Raw genomic sequence first — 15,928 nt, forward strand, 5'->3', positions numbered from 1 at the left:
CCCGCGAATACGGTAGCGGCCGCAACGGTGAACGGCGGGTGGAGATTGGCCAGCAGGCCCGGCCCTTTCGCGGGTGAACCCGCGCCTACGACGGCCTCTGCCGAACCACCGATGCGCGTCCCGCCCGCGAAGGGGCCATCGAGGTCAAACCATCAACCCGCCCTGGGCAAATCCGCCAGCACCGCTTCGATCTCTCCCAGCACTGCCGGGTCATCCAGGGTCGAAGGCGGCACATAATCCTGCCCATCGGCAATCTTGCGCAGCACCGCCCGCAGAATCTTGCCGGAACGGGTCTTGGGCAGGCGCTTCACCAGCCGTACCCGATTGAAACAGGCCAGCGGGCCAATTTCCTCGCGCACGCTACCCACCAGCTCCACCAGCAACTGCGCCTCGGCAATGCCCTCGCCATCCTTGAGTACTACCAGCGCCAACGGTACCTGGCCCTTGATCTCGTCATGCACGCCGATCACAGCACACTCCGCTACCGCCGGGTGCCGGGCGACCAGGTCCTCCATTTCACCGGTGGACAAACGATGACCAGAAACGTTGATCACATCATCGGTGCGCCCCATGATGTAGACGAAGCCATCATCGTCCAGATAGCCGCCATCGCCCGTGTGGTAATACCCCGGATACGTGCGCAGGTAGGCCTGCAGGTAGCGCTCGTGATCCCCCCACAGCGTCTGGCTGCAGCCGGGGGGCAGTGGCAGTGCAATCACGATCGAACCCTGATGGTTGGCCCCGAGCAAGTGGCCTTCGTCATCCAGTACGCGAACGTGGTAACCCGGCACCGCGCGGTTGCTCGACCCTGGCTTCGCCGCGCTGCCCTCCAGCCCGACGCAAGGCGCGGTGACCGGCCAGCCGGTCTCGGTCTGCCACCAATGGTCGTGCACCGGCTTGCCACTCACCCGCTCCAACCACTCATGGGTGCTGGAATCCAGCTTTTCCCCCGCCAGGAACAGTTGACGCAGCGAGCTGAGGTCATGGTTGCGAATCAGTTCGCCCTCCGGGTCTTCCTTGCGGATGGCGCGCATGGCCGTCGGTGCACAGAACAGCGCGTTGACCTGGTACTGCTCAACCACCCGCCAGTAGGCCGAAGCGTCCGGGGTACGGACCACTATTTTGCTAATTCGCCGTTCTTGTCAACAGCGGTAAACTGAGGAAAACGGGTACAGACAGCGCTGTGCTATTCGCAACCTCCAGCATCCCCACTACCTTCCCATCATAGAAAAGGTAGCGTGAGGCTGCTCCCCTATGAGGTCGCAGAGCTGCGGGCGTTCGTGCGGCTGACGCCACGACCTGCAAGCGAGTCATGTTCCTTTTGTCCCTACCATGTAAGACACGGTAAGGGCACGTCACTATGGATACAGGCCTACAGGCTTTCAAGATGGTGATCGTTGACCAAGAGCGAGAAGTGCAATCGTCGCAAGCTTAACCGAATCTTCCATGGCCTCAGCGGCTTTGGTATCGTTGACTGATAGTGAGCAATCCCCAACACAGAATCACAGTTTCACGATTAAGGTTCTCAATAAATCCGCGTGTGCTGAGCATGTGGTGGACGTTGCGCTGAATAGTTTGCCCTGAGTGTTTGAGTTTTACCTCAAAACCTGGAACTTTTCACCGTCATTGATCTCATAGAGCTACTAACCAATTAAGTTAAACTTTCGGAAGTCAGAAGCAGTGATGCCTTGCGCAGACGCTCATGGAAGGCTAGGGGGAGAAAAAATCGACGAAGACTATTAATCAAGACTTAAATCTAGAACCGTGATTATTAAAATCGGCTAGCAGCCCATCCATAGCGGACTGAAACTTACCGACAAAAGAGTCTACATCCCTACTTTTTGAGAGCCTGTCAAGAAGATACTTAGCCTCGTCCAAGAACAGCCGAGTAGAGCGAACAACAACAACAGAGTCAACAATCGACCCAAACCCTGAAGCCTCTTCAAATGCTAGATCAATATAGGTATCCAATGAATCAACGGACTTCCCTCCAGTCCACTTCAAGACTTCAGACTTCAGTTTCCCACCGTCGATCAACAAAGCTCGAAATTCATCGGGGGACTCGATTTTGTGCCGTTCAATTAAAAGCACAAAAAGATTAGTTATGAATGCATGCCTAAACATGTGAGCACAGACTTGCCGCTCTATACCAGCAAACTTTCGTAGCATCCGAATTTCATTAGTGATATTCCTAGGAGCGTAGTGCCCACCATCAGTTTCAGAAATGAAAACATATCCGTGATCTTTCGCGCCATATTTTTTCCTGACCAGAGGGCCACGCCAGTCGTCGATAAACTGATCTACCTGCTGAAGAAAAACCCGGGAAACTGGTATTTTTCTCGTTCCGCCACCTCTTTTCAAAGTTGGCAATTCGAGCATGGGATCAGCTTCACTCAAAGCCTGCTTCACCGACGCGACAGTAAGCAACCCTATCTCAGACCGCCTACCACCCAGATTAACTAACGCCGCGATCATTGTATGTCGCCTCACCACTACGAAATCACCGCTCCCTATATCATCAATAGCCATACGCAAATCTTTGATATCCGTACGCGGTATAGGATTTCGTTTATTTTCTCTCTCCCCTAGAGAAAGACTCCCATGAGTCCAATAATATCGAACCTTCTTCTTCCCCCCTTCATATATAACATGTTCCTTTTCAGATGCTTTAATTATGCCATCCGCACTCACGAAGTTGGCCGCCCCATAAAGACGCCCCACAAACTCTAAAAAACCAATGCATGAGCGCCCAACAGCATTCACCGTATTCTCAGATTTTTTAGGCTCCCCCTTTTCCGTTACTTCCAGCCGTAACTCCTTAATAAATTTGTAAAAATCCCCATCCACCAGCTCATGAAACGCGATTGAATTTTTGAAGCAATAGCGGACGAGGTGGGAAATTTTGTAAGCGTGCTCCCCAATTGAACCACCACTTTCTCCATTTGTTGAAAGCCCTGCTCCGCCCCTTCCCGGCCTTTTTAGTAGGGACAAAATATATAGGTTCGCTTCATTGCACGGCCTCCTGTGAGGCCAGGAAACATGAGAGAGACCCACTATATTTCGTCTATGAGCTTCTCCTCTAGCATAAAAATCATGAAGCTGAAAATCTTTCAACCTGGAAACTAATTTTTTATGTTGATCAACCATTACCTTTTAAACTCAACAACATTTGCATCATCGGAAAACCTTCCAGGTTGTACCCTGAGAGGGTACCTTATGGAAATAATTGACCTGATATCGTTCACCATATCAGCAGCGAATACCGCTCGCTTTTCGAAGTCAGCTTCGTCCCGCAAGAACTTGATATCAAAAATCAACCTAGAAACCGCTTGAAGAAGAATCATGTTGGACTGATGAGCCACCTCAAGCTCTTCGCAAGCTTCCTTATATTTTTGTTTGAAGTAAGCTTTAGTATTCGTTCGTCGCGTTGCCTGATTCTTATAACGCGACAAAGACTCGCACGCTCTTACTCTCAACTGGTCAAGATCAGTAAATCCGCCGACCAGGTGCAGCTTTGCCCTAGCACGAAGTGTATTTAGCGCCCCTCCGTAATAGTGGAACCGTTCACCACCCACCTCGATTTCAATATCCATTTTTGCCATAGCACCCTGACTCTTCAGCCGAGTTCCCAGATCTACTATCCCTGCAAATAGCTCAGGATTATTTTCGACTGCAACAAGAAACCTCACCAAGTCCAATACATTACATTTGGTATTCACGCTCGCCCCCTCTCACTAATACCATAATCTGCATCTTTTCGCCGGAAGAACCGATGAAGAACTTCGGCTCAAGCGCGACCGCCTCTTTCTTCAATAACTCATCCAAATACATTTCTAGCCGGGCAGTACTGGCCAACTTGAAGTTCTCGACCCCAAATTCGTCTTTCAGCAACTGGGCCAGTTCTTTGTAAGCAGGCCAGCCATGATCGGTAAGACGCTCAGCAATAGCCGTTGCTTTCGCACTGCGTAGATCGGCCCCAGGCACCACTGATGTAATATAATTATAAATATGTTTGAAATCGGAATGTCCGAAATACCATCTTAACGTATCCAGCCTAGCCCCCTTGAAACTTGTATAAAATAACAATGCGAAAAATCGACGTAATTGGTGCTGCCTAACATAGTAGCGTCTACCCTCAGCGTCCAAGGGAGATTCAATGTAATCTTGAAATAAATCCATATTACGATAATAGATAAACACATCAGGCTTAATGAGCCACCCCGCCCCTTTCAAACCTGGCGCAGAAAACAAAGGATAGGTATCGTCAACAAACCCAAGATCTTCCAACTCATCATGCAGCCACTGAATATTCGCGACCATATCAACAGCGATATCATCCAGCGGCCTTGCCATTAGCTGCCGCGTAACAGAAGTGCTCCTTGATGCTTTCTGATTTAGAAAAACCAGCCACTTACGACTCCTATCAAAACAATTCTTGGGTAGATCCCTTAATTCTTTTGAACGTCTAGCCGAAAGTAGACCCACAACCAACTGAGCAGCACCATAATAGATTGCTAGCAACTCGAGAAATCCCACATTTTTTCGCACCTGTGCAAAATATTCTTTACTGCTTAAAGTAACCGGCGCAGTCCACGCGGCGAATCCAGGGCGCCGACATGCCAAACCTAGTTTTTTTACTCCAAGTTCTTTTAATTCATTATGAAGGCAACTTTGAAACTGCTCTTCAGTCAAATCGGCTATAGAAAGACTCAGTTCTTTACACAAGGAAGCAAGCTTGCAATACGTTTCTACAAGTGCTCGCCCATGATTGATATGGTACTTGATGGCTGCGGCTACGGAATGGCGCATTACGTTGGCAGGGACAGTTCCGTAGCGTCCTTGGTCTCCGCCTTCAATGAACACTTCTGTGACGCAATCAAGTGTTTCAGCTTGCGGCAAGGCAAGCGACATGGGATACAGTTGCCGAAGATCTAGAAGAGCAATTCGATAAAACCGCAAATTAAAAGCTGACATCCTGGAGTGCTGTGAGGTTTGGATTGGAACCCCATCAAACTCCCTGGTAAATATTTCATCAGAAAGACTGAACATCAACATAGGCATAATCGGCTTCTGAGACTTAATTCCCGCAATGGTATTGGAGTAGATTATCCTACTTACCTTAGCCGAATGGACGTGGTAACCCTTGGTTGAGTTAAAAACATAGAAGCCTTCAACAAGCAGCGCAGCACGTACATATGGAACAATTTCGAGAGGCAGCCCCATAACGTCATTGGCTTTCTGATCTTCAGTGATAACCGAAAGATACGGACTCTGTCGGACAATCCTGTGCAACTGCTTTAAGTCACACTTGGACAGTAATTCTAGGCAGAAGCCTCGAAGCATCACAGGCCACTGATAAATACTCAACGCCACTTCATTATTCGCAGAAATGCGAACCAGTAGATCTTTCAGATTGTTTCGCGTAAGCATCTCTAGCCCAAATTTTGCTACATTGTATTCCCCGCAATCCATCACAAACAAATCAATAATATGCAACGTAGTATTAAACCTAACATATTGCGACTTAAGCGCCGTAGTGTGGAGACCGCCACTATCCTTATTGCTAGTTGAAGCAATCAACCAGTGTTTAAAGACGGTCAACAATGGACGGTTCTTTTTATCAATCAGTCCGCTACCGTCCGAAAGATAAATCTTCCAGTTCAGTTCAATAGGTTGCGAAAAGCCGAAACTGACTGACCACAAGTCATCGTCAAAATTCGAAAGCAACCACGGGGCACTCTCAAAAAGCCTGATGTTTTTGAGCAAAAAATTATTCAAGAACTGAATCGACTCAGGAAGCAACATTTGCAATCAACTCCTTTGTCCAAGGGCGAGCAAGCTCCCTCGCTGACCGCAGATAACGCTTCAACTCAGGATCATATCCAGAGTCGATGTGCATCGTGAGCAAATCCGAAAACTTAGACCAATACAAAGCGAGCCCGTGAGCCTCGCTAACATTTGGTAGCTGATCGACCCCCATCTTTAACGAAATCAAATCTGTTAAGATCTCTACGTTAACGGCAATATGAAGTTTATCTGGTGAGAGGACACGATTGCGAGCACCGCTAGGATCGGTCAGGCTAGAAGGCAACTCCCCCAATGCATTCCTCAGCATGAACACGTCAAACTCTTCAACACTACTGAAACCAATTTTTTGATGAAAAACCTTTGCTTCACTATCAAGAGCCCAACATACGACTGTTCGTTGAAAGACTCTTATCCAACGCTCGTTAAAGAAATCTAGGATTTCAGTTGGAAGGTACGAGGACAATAAGTCTGGCCTATACTTTGTGTGCCCCAATGCATTTGCCATTGCCTCTGCAGATCGCGTACGGAGGTATACCTGCACGCCACATGAGTCGCGGAGTCTTTTTAGGGATAGCTTAGAAATAAGTTTTTTAATTCGCTCCAAGGGAGCGACGATGCACTCAGAGAACTCTCTCACCAAATCACTAGCCGGTGTGCGACCTTCCCTGACATGATCCGCAGTCCAAGGCTGCGTGCTAGCCTTCTTGGGAACAGTAAATCCATGACCTGAGGTGAGAAATAATTTTCTCCAAGCAGGGTTACCACTCTTCTTGAGAAAGATACGCAGTGGTTCCGTGATTTCTATGACTTGACGCACCAAGACCGCGCTTCGAGCATCCAGCTTTATCTTCTGCTGACTTAAGCTTTTTCCTTTTCGGTCTTTGTAACCTATCAAATAATAACCGCCATCAAGCTTGACAAATCCAGATTGCTGACCTTGGGAATTATAAAGATCTAAGTCACCGAGAAAGCTTTCAGTAATTTTTGGATCTGCTATTACAAGCAGACACTGGAATGGAAAGAGCGACCTGACTGTTGGCAATCCTATCAGCCGCGCTATAGTTTTTAGATTATTTCCATACCTATTATCACTCGTACGGTCGCCTGCACAAAACCCCTCAGCCTCAAACGTCGCGCAAATATTTTCGATTCCAAGCTCCTCAATGCTTGGACTTTTGCCGTTCCGAGCCCTTTCACTCAGCACCACCCCAACTTTTGCCAAACTTATTCGCTGGAGCTGTGCTCGCCGCAACTGCCAAACCTGACGCCACGCCCAAGTTTCACAATCGAAAATATCTTGCTCAATAGTTTTAAACAAAAGCTTGAATGCTTCTTCGTCAGAGATATGAAGCGGGACATCGGTAAGAAGATTATCAACGTACAAGTTCCCATCCGCATCCTGCTTGATGTTTTTCCTGGAGCCTGACGCAACCCCAGCTTTCGGTCTAGGCAGAGCACCAACATACGGGGTGGCCCATATTCCAGGCGTGATGAAGACATCTTCGACCGCGCAAACAAAATTCCGCCAACGGATGGTAGCGCACTTAATATCTGAACTTTTATTTGAGACCTTCTGAAAGAAATCGATCATGAACGATTCAAACAAGACAGGGAGTCGATACGGATTTGCAAAAGTCTCGACTGGCCAAAGCCTGGCGGCACCCGCTATGAAATTTGCAAAACAATTAAGCAACGGGATATTGGCACTCGCATTTTTGAGAGCGTACATCTCTATCCTTTCATGAAAGTTTGTTACAAACTCATGACCATGGCTGTGCCAAAGCCTTGAAACATCCAAATAGACAACCTTCCCCTTCCGACTTCTTACTGACCAACCACTCCAGTAAATTTCTCGTCGTGGATCAATGTCTTTTTTTGCTTCGATCCATTTCTCTCGATTATCTTTTAGCAGCTTCCCACTCCAGTCATAGGTTGTCACATCGATACCTTCCGTTAAGGCGAAATCCAGAAAATCCAGAAACTTTCTCGCCAACCTATTTCGATTGGTATCTGACATAATAACGAGATCAGTGCCGCTTAATGCTCCAAAAAAAGCAAGCACAACAGCCTGATTAAACAGCAGGGAAGACATTGACTCTCTGGTGACTCGGAAGTTGATGACGTGACAAAAACACTCAAACACCTTTACTAGCACATCCATCCCGCCAGAGATATGCGTTGGGGCCCGACTCAGGAGATCCACAACTTCCCCTGACAACATCAAAACGGGATAACGACTAATGTACTTAGTTGATGAAAGTATAGTCATAACTTTAACTCATAAATCTGGCTCAAACATTACCTCACTAACTTAAAGTGACGCATCGGATTAAGAATTTTTACAAAAGATGCAGCATTTTTCGGCTCATGGCAAGCTCTTTTTGCAACTTCTGAATTGTCAATTTATAGTGAATTATTTGTTATGAAATTGACAGACAGTTCATTAAAATAATTATTCACTATATTGATATTTAACTTAACGCCCTACCACCGACAAGCAATTTCACCCATATGTCTTTTGAGGCCAACAGAAACCTTTTAAACCAGAAGACTGTCGCTACCTAATTACAAGCACTGACAGCTGAGGATTGACAGACATATCTGAGGAAATGGGCTTTCGTCCGATAGCACGATTGCCCGCGAAGTCCTGATCCGAATGGAAGAAAGAGCAAACACGACTAATGGTTATATAGCGGATCGCCTGGAGAAGCCAGAGGGCTGGCTTCCACAAATACCTGAGCAGTTATGGCTGAAGCTGGATAAATGGCCCCTGGGCGTAGGCGTCTTCTCCTACGCGCAGCTAGAACAGGTTAGGTTCATGTCTCGCTGAAACCGTTTGGTATCTCGTCGAAGACGGTCGCGTAAATATATGCCTGAGCACTTTCGATGCGCACGTTTCCGTGACACCTGAATAATTAACTGCTGGCCATTTAATTTCTGCCTTAGTAGATTCTTACAATCTTTTTGACTCAGATAGCTTGGCTCACCAGACTTAGTCAGAGGTGCAGCACGATGGTCGACAAGATGGCATACACACCCGCGGTTGGCAAAACAGTTCTACGTAGGCCCCTCAGCCCCTTCCTCCTGACATTGCCGAATACTGCACAATCAGCTCCACCGCTCTACCACATGACTGCCGGGGTCGTCAGGTGGTAGCCTATCAAACGTAGATTTAGCCACAGGGGCTCAAAATGTTTCATCTACGAATAATTGACTGGCTTTTCCCTGATAAAAGGACGCAGCGCGAGCAGGATCAGGAGCGTGAGTTTATTAAGGCAGTCAACAGCCTCAAAACCCTTTCAACGACTGAGCGTGGCGGCATGTCAATCGACCCCGAGGAAGTGCGCGAAATTATCGTTGCCTCTCGTCACGATCTTCGACACCTAAACAAAGCACTAAACGAAGCAGCGAACACTCCCTGCGAACACGCGGATGCCATCCAGCATATAAGTTGGCGTCGTCTAGCTAGCGGCTTATCAGTGCAATATGTTTGCCTGCAGTCGATTACAACAGGAGGGTATGCCGTAGTGTGCGCAAACCTATTCAGCGGTGATAGCGAGAGCCTGCCGCCTTGGCTGAACGCAGGCATAAGTATGCAGGTCGCCGCTGCATTGAAGGCTTCCGAGCTTAAATGGCACGAGACTATAAAGGATGCGATGGATGCCTGGGATCACGATCTCTAACGGAGGCCAGCTTCCAGAGCGTCTTGCGCCTTATTGCTTCCCTGGAGCGGATTACTTCTTGGCTCATCTCATTTTTCTCCGAGTTTTCAGCGAGGCGTACGCAAAGTGTATTGCGTGCCGCCTCTGGCGGATGGCTGTCGTGAACCGAGCCCCGCCGGGCGGGTCTCGGCCCTGCCGGGCTTCCATCCTGCACGCCTGCGCGCTCCGCTTGCTGGGAAGATGCCGGGGCCGCCATGCAGGAGCGTGATGAATGCTGACCACAATTCCCATGAGCCAGGCTCGTAGACGCTTCAGGCGCCTGGTAGGTAACCGTCCGGGCAACACACCTTCCTGATGCCATTGTTTAACCCGCTAGCACTTGTCGCGAACAGGACAGACTTTGCGCACGCGACTAAAAATAGGTCGCTGCCGTGGCAATGCAAAACGTCGTCGCTGGTAGTCTGAGGTGAAAATCTGGGAGACTTTCAATGACTCGACGTGCTTGCTTGGCCGCTCTATTGACACTGACTGCAGCAACTGCCTTTGGCGCCCCCAGCTACAATCATCTCTATGCTTTCGGTGACAGCTACTCTGACAACGGAGCGGGTGAAATCTTCACTAGAAAATTGGCCGCACAGAAGGTCAAAGATGCACAGGAGCTACCCGGTTCGTTGTATTGGAAGGGACGCTGGAGCAATGGCCCCACTGCCGTCGAGGGCTTGGCTTATGCCTTGAAAACCCCCTTGACCGACTACGGGATTGGCGGTGCCAAGAGCGGCAACGGCAACTACTATGCCTGGATGGAGCCATCTCGCAACACTGGGGTTTTCGGTCAAATCGACGGTTATCTGAAAGCCGCTAAAACACACAAAGCGGATCCGAATTCGCTCTATTTCATTTTCATCTCAGCCAACGACTTTTTTGAATGGGCCGACTTCTCGCACCCAGAATCAATTGACGTGCTAAGCCAGAACAGCGTGGCGAACATACAGAAGGCTACCGAGACGTTGATTGCAGCAGGTGCGAAGCACGTGATGGTCGTGGGGACTACGGATTTGAGTCATGTGCCGGCTGTGGTGCAGGGCAATCAGGTCAAGAATGCAACAGAATACCAGCAGATACTCGAACAAAAACTACCAGCCGTGCTAACAACACTGGCTAAAACCCATCACGTCAGTATCAGTTACTTTGACCACCTGGCCTTCAGCAACAAGCTTCGCGCAGCCCCCGATGTTGCGGGTTTGAAGTATCTGGATACCCCGTGCCAAGCCACCTATCCGGACGTCAAGCCCGCGTGTGAAAATCCAGATGCCCATTACTACTGGGATGAATGGCACCCCACCCGCAAAGTCCACGCGCTGGCCGCCGAGGCGATGCTTGATACGTTAAAAACCAGCCGCTGAAACGACGCCTTCGCGGGTAAGCCCTGCTCCTACAGTGCAGCGTCGATCACAGCTTTTGTGTACGACTCAAAACTATAGGTCAGCTTCAGCCGAACACACCTTGCGTGGTTAAACGGGCGCCCATTTATTCGGCAGTAACTCCGTAATCTCTCTCGCCCGCTGTGTCGGCAGCCGCGTCAGCACATCCTTGAGATAGGCATACGGATCATGCCCATTCATGCGCGCCGATTGGATCAAGCTCATGATTGCAGCCGCCCGTTTACCGCTGCGCAGCGACCCGGCAAACAACCAGTTCGAACGTCCGAGCGCCCATGGCCGTATCTGGTTCTCAACCTGGTTGTTGTCGATGGGCACAGCCCCATCGTCCAAGTAGCGCGTCAGCGCTACCCAGCGTTTCAAGCTGTAATCGAGGGCTTTGGCCGTAGCTGAGCCGTTGGGCACCAGATCGCGCTGGGCCAACATCCAGTCATGCAGTGTTTTGATGATCGGTACCGCCATTTCCTGACGTATTCGCCAACGATCTTCATCACTCACGTCCCGCGCTTGGCGTTCGACCTCGTACAAACAGCCAATCGAGTGCAAGGCCTGTTCAGCCAACTGACTTTTGTTCGCCACGTGCAGATCGAAAAACTTGCGACGGGCGTGGGCCATGCAACCGATTTCAGTGATGCCTTGTTCAAAACCGGCTTTGTAGCCAGCGAAATCATCGCAGACCAACTTGCCGTTCCAGTCGCCCAAGAAGTTGCGCGCATGTTCTCCGGCACGGCTTGGGCTGAAGTCATACACCGCCGCTTTGAGCGCCGAAAACGGCGTAGTGCTGTAGGCCCAGACGTAGGCCCGGTGGGTTTTCTTCTCACCTGGCGCAAGCATTTGCACCGGTGTTTCATCAGCGTGAACCACACCTTGGCTCAGCACCGTTTCACGCAGTACATCGACCAGCGGCTGGAGTCGCACACCGGTTTGTCCGACCCACTGGGCCAAGGTCGAGCGAGCAATGGCCAGCCCGGCGCGGCCAAAGATCTTCTCCTGCCGGTACAGCGGCAAGTGATCGGCAAACTTGGCCACCATCACGTGGGCCAGCAAGCCTGCGGTCGGGATACCTTTGTCGATAACCTGCGCTGGCACCGGCGCCTGGATCAGTGTTTCGCACCGACGGCAGGCCCATTTGCCCCGCACATGTCGCTCGACGGTAAACACGCCAGGCGTGTAATCCAGCTTCTCGCTAACGTCTTCGCCGATGCGCTGAAGTTGGCAGCCACAGGCACACTGAGTGTTTTCTGGTTCGTATCGAATCACGGTGCGTGGAAACTGCGGCGGCAAGGGCGCACGTTTCGGGGCTTGCCGGGCTTCGGCCTGCGGCGAAGCAGGGAGAAGCTGTTTCAGCTCGGCCTCGATCGCTTCAAGATCAGTATCGAGCAGGTCATCCAGCAAGCTACCTTGCGCCGGGCTGATTTGCTCGCTGCGCTTGGCGAACTTGTGGCGTTTGAGAAGGGCGATTTCGTAAGTGAGCTGCACGATGATGCTTCCATCGTTCTGAATCTTCTTGCTCATCGCCTCGACCTGGGACTGCAACCGCAACGCCTGTGCCGCCAAGGCACGAAGCTGTTCCGGGGTCATCTGGTCGAGGTTGGGTAAGAAAGTCATGCCGCCGATTGTGCCAGAGCAGGCACGTAACGACGACAAGTAGACCGGCCAAATGGCCGGCGTTTACAGCATGCTGATCGCACCGCCTGCGCCGACGCGCTGCCACGGCAGGCCCAGCACCAAAGCCTGGAGTTGTTCGCTGTCGAGTTCGACCTCGCAGCCATGGCGAATGCCGGGCCAGTGAAACTTGCCTTGATTGAGTCGTCGCGCTGCAAGCCAGATACCTACGCCGTCGTGCACCAGCACTTTCATCCGGTTAGCCCGGCGATTGGCGAACAGATAAGCGCAGTGCGGCTTCGCCGCACCGAACACCGCGATCACTCGGGCTAATGCGGTTTCGGTACCGGCGCGCATGTCCATCGGCTCGGTGGCCAACCAGATCGCATCGATGCGGATCATTGAGCGACAGCCCGAATAAATTGCGCGCAGCCATCAGGATCCGAGGCTGGCCATTTCACCGTGATCAATTGCCCGGCCACGGGCAACTCGATGATCACTGTCGCTTCGGCTGGCCGTTTAGGTGCGGCCTTCAGCGGCACAAAGGCCGGTAGGGAAGTTGCTGCGGGTTGGTCTCGATAGAGCGGCATCCATTTGCGGATGACGTTGGCGTTGATGCCGTGGCTGATGGCGACACTGGACACGGTTGCGCCAGGTTGCAGGCATTCCTGAACAACCTGGGCCTTGAACGGTTTGGGATAAGAGCTTCGTTGGCGCATGGAGATCCTGGCGATAAGGGTGATCGCGTCCGCTTAAAAATACGCGGACACCATCGCCCTTAAAGCTGGAGTTCGGAAGGTGAGTTCGCCGGACGCTTACCCTGGTAGCGCTAGTTGCCAAGGGACACGTCTTTATCATCACAAAAAACGGCAAGCCGTTAGTATTGCTGGACGCGCCGAAACCATCCGATAAGCAGGAGCAGTAGCCAGGGAACTATGAGACATAGAGAGCCTATGAGTCCGGATGCGGTTGTGAGCGTTTCCTGCAACCGCTGCGGCAAAGCATGTCACCCAGATGGGAAGGAGGTTAGATGATGACCCACAATGACGATCAGCATGCAGCTACAGAGGCATTTGAGCGCAAGCAGGGCCGGGTTCGACCTGAGTTTTTGAACCAGGACACGCTGGATCGGGTGGCTCATGACCATGCGCAAGATTTCATTGAGCCAGGTGCGAAATCAGCAAACCCTCCCCTGCCATCAACAGACTCAAAGGACTGACTTGGAGCGGTTGCCCTTTCGATCACGGGCCGCTCTGTGGCGCTCAAGATGGGTCATTTCCTGTTGCCACTTTGAAAGAAACTTCAGCCAGTCATGCAGATAGGCGCCCTCATCTACACGGGTTGAACCGTAACTTGCACACAAGAAGCGCTCACGCCACGGCTCCGGAATAGCGTCATCCCTTACGATGGACGTACCAATTGGGTGGGGCTCAGAGGCTACCTGATTGGTGACCTCGTCAACGGTGGCGATCCGACCTGACCCAAGCCAAGCTTGTTCCTGCAGGTCAATCTCATCTAACACCCTCAGAACACATAGTGCTCTTGGATCACCAGGGGCAAGGTAGGCGAGCGTCCATAATGTTCTCCGCCTGCGAGTTTCACGGGAGTGAAGCAAATCGTCACTGGCCATGGCGTCAGCTCCTAGTGTGGCTTGCGACCGAGCCCGCCCTCGCCGGCGAGCATGCCCTCAACGAACTCGATTGACATCTCCAGCTCGCCCTGGGCCTCTTTGAAGACCGATTCAAGTGATGGATGAGCGCCTGAGGCGCGAAGCTTTGCTATCAGTTCCAGGAGCTCTCGGCCTTGGGCCATGGGCATTTGGATGCTGCAGTACACGGTGTCCTTCGCGTCTCGACTCATTTGTTTTCCTGTCAACATGCCATAGTGGTACGCGCCCTTACGGGCCGGCTGTCGTGAACCGAGCCGCTCGCCACAGCGGCGTCTCGGCCCTCCGGGCGTCCATCCTCGCGCCTACGCCATCCTGGCTGCGCGCTCCGCTTGCATGGTTTTGCGCGCTGATCGCGTTACTCTATGCCCTTCCCTGTTGCTCAGGCTTTACGGAATTCAATTGTATAGTTGTCGCCATCAAACGAAGTGAGCTTGCCGATGAGATCCTCCCTGACGGAGAAGGTGTTTTTCAGCTTGCTGGCATCCCCGCCGCGATCCACTGCTCCTGGATCAGATGTTTTCGCCATTACCAACCTGACCGCCAGATCCTCTGACGCTGTGTGCTCAAGATGCTTACGCAGAAGGTTTAATCCTGGCTTGTTGTGGCCTTTCCAGCGAGACAACGAATCATCGTAAAGAAGCACGCCTGGCTGGGGTCGTTTGAAATACTGCTCCCAGCAGCTAATGACCAGAGAACCATCACTGGAGATCGCCGATACAGCCCAGTTGGGGTTGTCTAATACAGCGCTGTATCGCTTGAAGGCTTCCGTGTAATTCAGCTTTCCCATGGCCATGTGCACATCCTTTCCGATCTTTACCGAGGATTGCAGAGCCTCTAGCGAAGTCCTGTCGCAGTCAAGGTGCACGCGCTGTAATGAGCCAAAGTGAGCGGAGCCAACTCAACTGAAGCAGGCCTAATTGCTATTGATCGCTGATCACCCGCCTCCATGCACCATTCCTTCCAATGCTCTAGAGCCAGTCTTCTTCACGAACGATGGTCATCTGATTACTCTGGACGGTCGGAAGTCGCTGTACGCTAGCTCAGCCTAGCGACGCGCTTAACTGGAAAGCTGCGCGTGGAACCATAAGTCTTCTCCAGACTAGAGGCTTTCTGGCGCGCCCCGTTGGGGCCGGCTGTCGTACACCAAGCCACTTCGTGGCTCGGCCCTTCGGGCTTCCATCCTCGCGCCTCCGACCGTCCTGGTCTGCGCGCTCCGCTTGCCTTCAGCCAGAATCCTCAACATGCTCCAGGTGATCGCTTATGTAAGCACTCGGAACAGCCAGGCCAGGACACTATGAGACCCACAGAACAAATCAGCCCGGATTCGGTTGAGAGCATTGTCTGCAAACGCTGTGGCCGAGCATGTCGTCCAGAGGGCGAGTACGGCCTACTGAGCGCCACCTGGGGAGCAGGCTCAAAACATGCAGGCGAGGCCTATGAGCTTCACCTCTGCGAGCCTTGCTTCTTTGCTCTGGTTTCTGCGATCAAACGAGAGCGATGGGCACAGTCCATGTTTTCCCAGGACGCTGACGCGCTGCTTGCAGACGAGAGTTTCGGTCGGGTAGATAAGCCATGAGGTATGATTAGACGACACGAGCACATTTGCACTTCATCGCAATCTCAGGTCTGTGCTCACCCAGCTTGGTGCCGGGAAATGTCGGCACAACAATCGTTCAGTCAAGGGCCGACCAATGACCACAGACACGAGCGAAGGGAACGATAAACAGTACCCTGATGCTTACGAC

13 protein-coding genes and 1 pseudogene are annotated in these 15,928 nt (G+C 51.5%); 3 read left to right on the forward strand and 11 right to left on the reverse strand.

Going from position 1 to position 15,928, the window contains the following annotated elements; genetic code table 11:
• Positions 1-152: 152 nt before the first annotated feature.
• The 5 genes and pseudogenes from KW568_RS18815 to KW568_RS18835 form a co-directional block, all read right to left on the reverse strand.
• A pseudogene (locus tag KW568_RS18815) lies at positions 153-1,115 on the reverse strand (AMP-binding enzyme); the annotation flags it as partial.
• 628 nt (positions 1,116-1,743) lie between these two features.
• A complete protein-coding gene (locus KW568_RS18820; protein WP_080634939.1) occupies positions 1,744-3,147 on the reverse strand; it encodes a site-specific integrase in 1,404 nt (467 codons plus the stop codon).
• Complete coding sequence (locus tag KW568_RS18825; protein WP_147286517.1) at positions 3,147-3,719, reverse strand: hypothetical protein; 573 nt, start codon at positions 3,717-3,719, stop codon at positions 3,147-3,149. The genes KW568_RS18820 and KW568_RS18825 overlap by 1 nt, the downstream gene beginning before the upstream one ends.
• Positions 3,703-5,805 (reverse strand): hypothetical protein, encoded by a 2,103-nt coding sequence (locus tag KW568_RS18830; protein WP_004575759.1) that lies wholly within the window; start codon positions 5,803-5,805, stop codon positions 3,703-3,705. Before KW568_RS18830 ends, KW568_RS18825 begins: the two co-directional genes overlap by 17 nt.
• The gene (locus KW568_RS18835; protein WP_157404862.1) at positions 5,792-7,900 is read right to left on the reverse strand and encodes a hypothetical protein; all 2,109 of its coding nucleotides are present in this window, start codon (positions 7,898-7,900) and stop codon (positions 5,792-5,794) included. The genes KW568_RS18830 and KW568_RS18835 overlap by 14 nt, the downstream gene beginning before the upstream one ends.
• Before the next feature lie 1,099 nt (positions 7,901-8,999).
• Between KW568_RS18835 and KW568_RS18840 the strand changes: the two genes are divergently transcribed.
• Both KW568_RS18840 and KW568_RS18845 read left to right on the forward strand, forming a co-directional pair.
• A complete protein-coding gene (locus KW568_RS18840; protein WP_004575761.1) occupies positions 9,000-9,491 on the forward strand; it encodes a hypothetical protein in 492 nt (163 codons plus the stop codon).
• A gap of 467 nt (positions 9,492-9,958) precedes the next feature.
• Complete coding sequence (locus KW568_RS18845) at positions 9,959-10,873, forward strand: SGNH/GDSL hydrolase family protein (RefSeq protein ID WP_004575762.1); 915 nt, start codon at positions 9,959-9,961, stop codon at positions 10,871-10,873.
• A 108-nt stretch (positions 10,874-10,981) separates the two neighbouring features.
• Here KW568_RS18845 and tnpC read toward each other — a convergent pair whose 3' ends face one another.
• The 3 genes from tnpC to tnpA form a co-directional block, all read right to left on the reverse strand.
• Positions 10,982-12,517, reverse strand: coding sequence for an IS66 family transposase (tnpC, locus tag KW568_RS18850; RefSeq protein WP_004575763.1), 1,536 nt, complete (start codon positions 12,515-12,517; stop codon positions 10,982-10,984).
• Positions 12,518-12,580: 63 nt separating this feature from the next.
• Entirely contained in the window at positions 12,581-12,916 is a 336-nt protein-coding gene (gene tnpB / locus KW568_RS18855; protein WP_048388116.1) for an IS66 family insertion sequence element accessory protein TnpB, read from the reverse strand.
• Positions 12,913-13,233, reverse strand: coding sequence for an IS66-like element accessory protein TnpA (gene tnpA / locus KW568_RS18860; RefSeq protein WP_048388114.1), 321 nt, complete (start codon positions 13,231-13,233; stop codon positions 12,913-12,915). The genes tnpB and tnpA overlap by 4 nt, the downstream gene beginning before the upstream one ends.
• A gap of 311 nt (positions 13,234-13,544) precedes the next feature.
• On the opposite strand from tnpA, the gene KW568_RS18865 reads away from it, so the two are divergent.
• Positions 13,545-13,733, forward strand: coding sequence for a hypothetical protein (locus KW568_RS18865; RefSeq protein ID WP_033727144.1), 189 nt, complete (start codon positions 13,545-13,547; stop codon positions 13,731-13,733).
• Here the strand turns inward: KW568_RS18865 and KW568_RS18870 are convergent.
• The 3 genes from KW568_RS18870 to KW568_RS18880 all read right to left on the reverse strand — a co-directional run bounded on the left by KW568_RS18870 (position 13,722) and on the right by KW568_RS18880 (position 14,976).
• Positions 13,722-14,144, reverse strand: a complete 423-nt coding sequence (locus tag KW568_RS18870; protein WP_004577678.1) for a hypothetical protein — start codon at positions 14,142-14,144, stop codon at positions 13,722-13,724. The genes KW568_RS18865 and KW568_RS18870 overlap by 12 nt on opposite strands.
• An 11-nt stretch (positions 14,145-14,155) precedes the next feature.
• Positions 14,156-14,374: a hypothetical protein gene (locus KW568_RS18875; RefSeq protein WP_004577679.1), complete on the reverse strand. Its 219-nt coding sequence runs from the start codon at positions 14,372-14,374 to the stop codon at positions 14,156-14,158.
• A gap of 188 nt (positions 14,375-14,562) precedes the next feature.
• Positions 14,563-14,976, reverse strand: coding sequence for a hypothetical protein (locus KW568_RS18880; protein WP_004577680.1), 414 nt, complete (start codon positions 14,974-14,976; stop codon positions 14,563-14,565).
• Positions 14,977-15,928: the final 952 nt, after the last annotated feature.

This window comes from Pseudomonas sp. HD6515, assembly GCF_024971855.1.
Taxonomy (GTDB): Bacteria; Pseudomonadota; Gammaproteobacteria; order Pseudomonadales; family Pseudomonadaceae; genus Aquipseudomonas; species Aquipseudomonas alloputida.

Coding starts and splice junctions, on each gene's coding strand:
- KW568_RS18820 (WP_080634939.1), bottom strand. CDS start 3,147: ATGGTTGATCAACATAAAAAATTAGTTTCCAGGTTGAAAGATTTTCAG.
- KW568_RS18830 (WP_004575759.1), bottom strand. CDS start 5,805: ATGTTGCTTCCTGAGTCGATTCAGTTCTTGAATAATTTTTTGCTCAAA.
- KW568_RS18835 (WP_157404862.1), bottom strand. CDS start 7,900: ATGTCTTCCCTGCTGTTTAATCAGGCTGTTGTGCTTGCTTTTTTTGGA.
- KW568_RS18840 (WP_004575761.1), top strand. CDS start 9,000: ATGTTTCATCTACGAATAATTGACTGGCTTTTCCCTGATAAAAGGACG.
- KW568_RS18845 (WP_004575762.1), top strand. CDS start 9,959: ATGACTCGACGTGCTTGCTTGGCCGCTCTATTGACACTGACTGCAGCA.
- tnpC (WP_004575763.1), bottom strand. CDS start 12,517: ATGACTTTCTTACCCAACCTCGACCAGATGACCCCGGAACAGCTTCGT.
- tnpB (WP_048388116.1), bottom strand. CDS start 12,916: ATGATCCGCATCGATGCGATCTGGTTGGCCACCGAGCCGATGGACATG.
- tnpA (WP_048388114.1), bottom strand. CDS start 13,233: ATGCGCCAACGAAGCTCTTATCCCAAACCGTTCAAGGCCCAGGTTGTT.
- KW568_RS18865 (WP_033727144.1), top strand. CDS start 13,545: ATGATGACCCACAATGACGATCAGCATGCAGCTACAGAGGCATTTGAG.
- KW568_RS18870 (WP_004577678.1), bottom strand. CDS start 14,144: ATGGCCAGTGACGATTTGCTTCACTCCCGTGAAACTCGCAGGCGGAGA.
- KW568_RS18875 (WP_004577679.1), bottom strand. CDS start 14,374: ATGAGTCGAGACGCGAAGGACACCGTGTACTGCAGCATCCAAATGCCC.
- KW568_RS18880 (WP_004577680.1), bottom strand. CDS start 14,976: ATGGCCATGGGAAAGCTGAATTACACGGAAGCCTTCAAGCGATACAGC.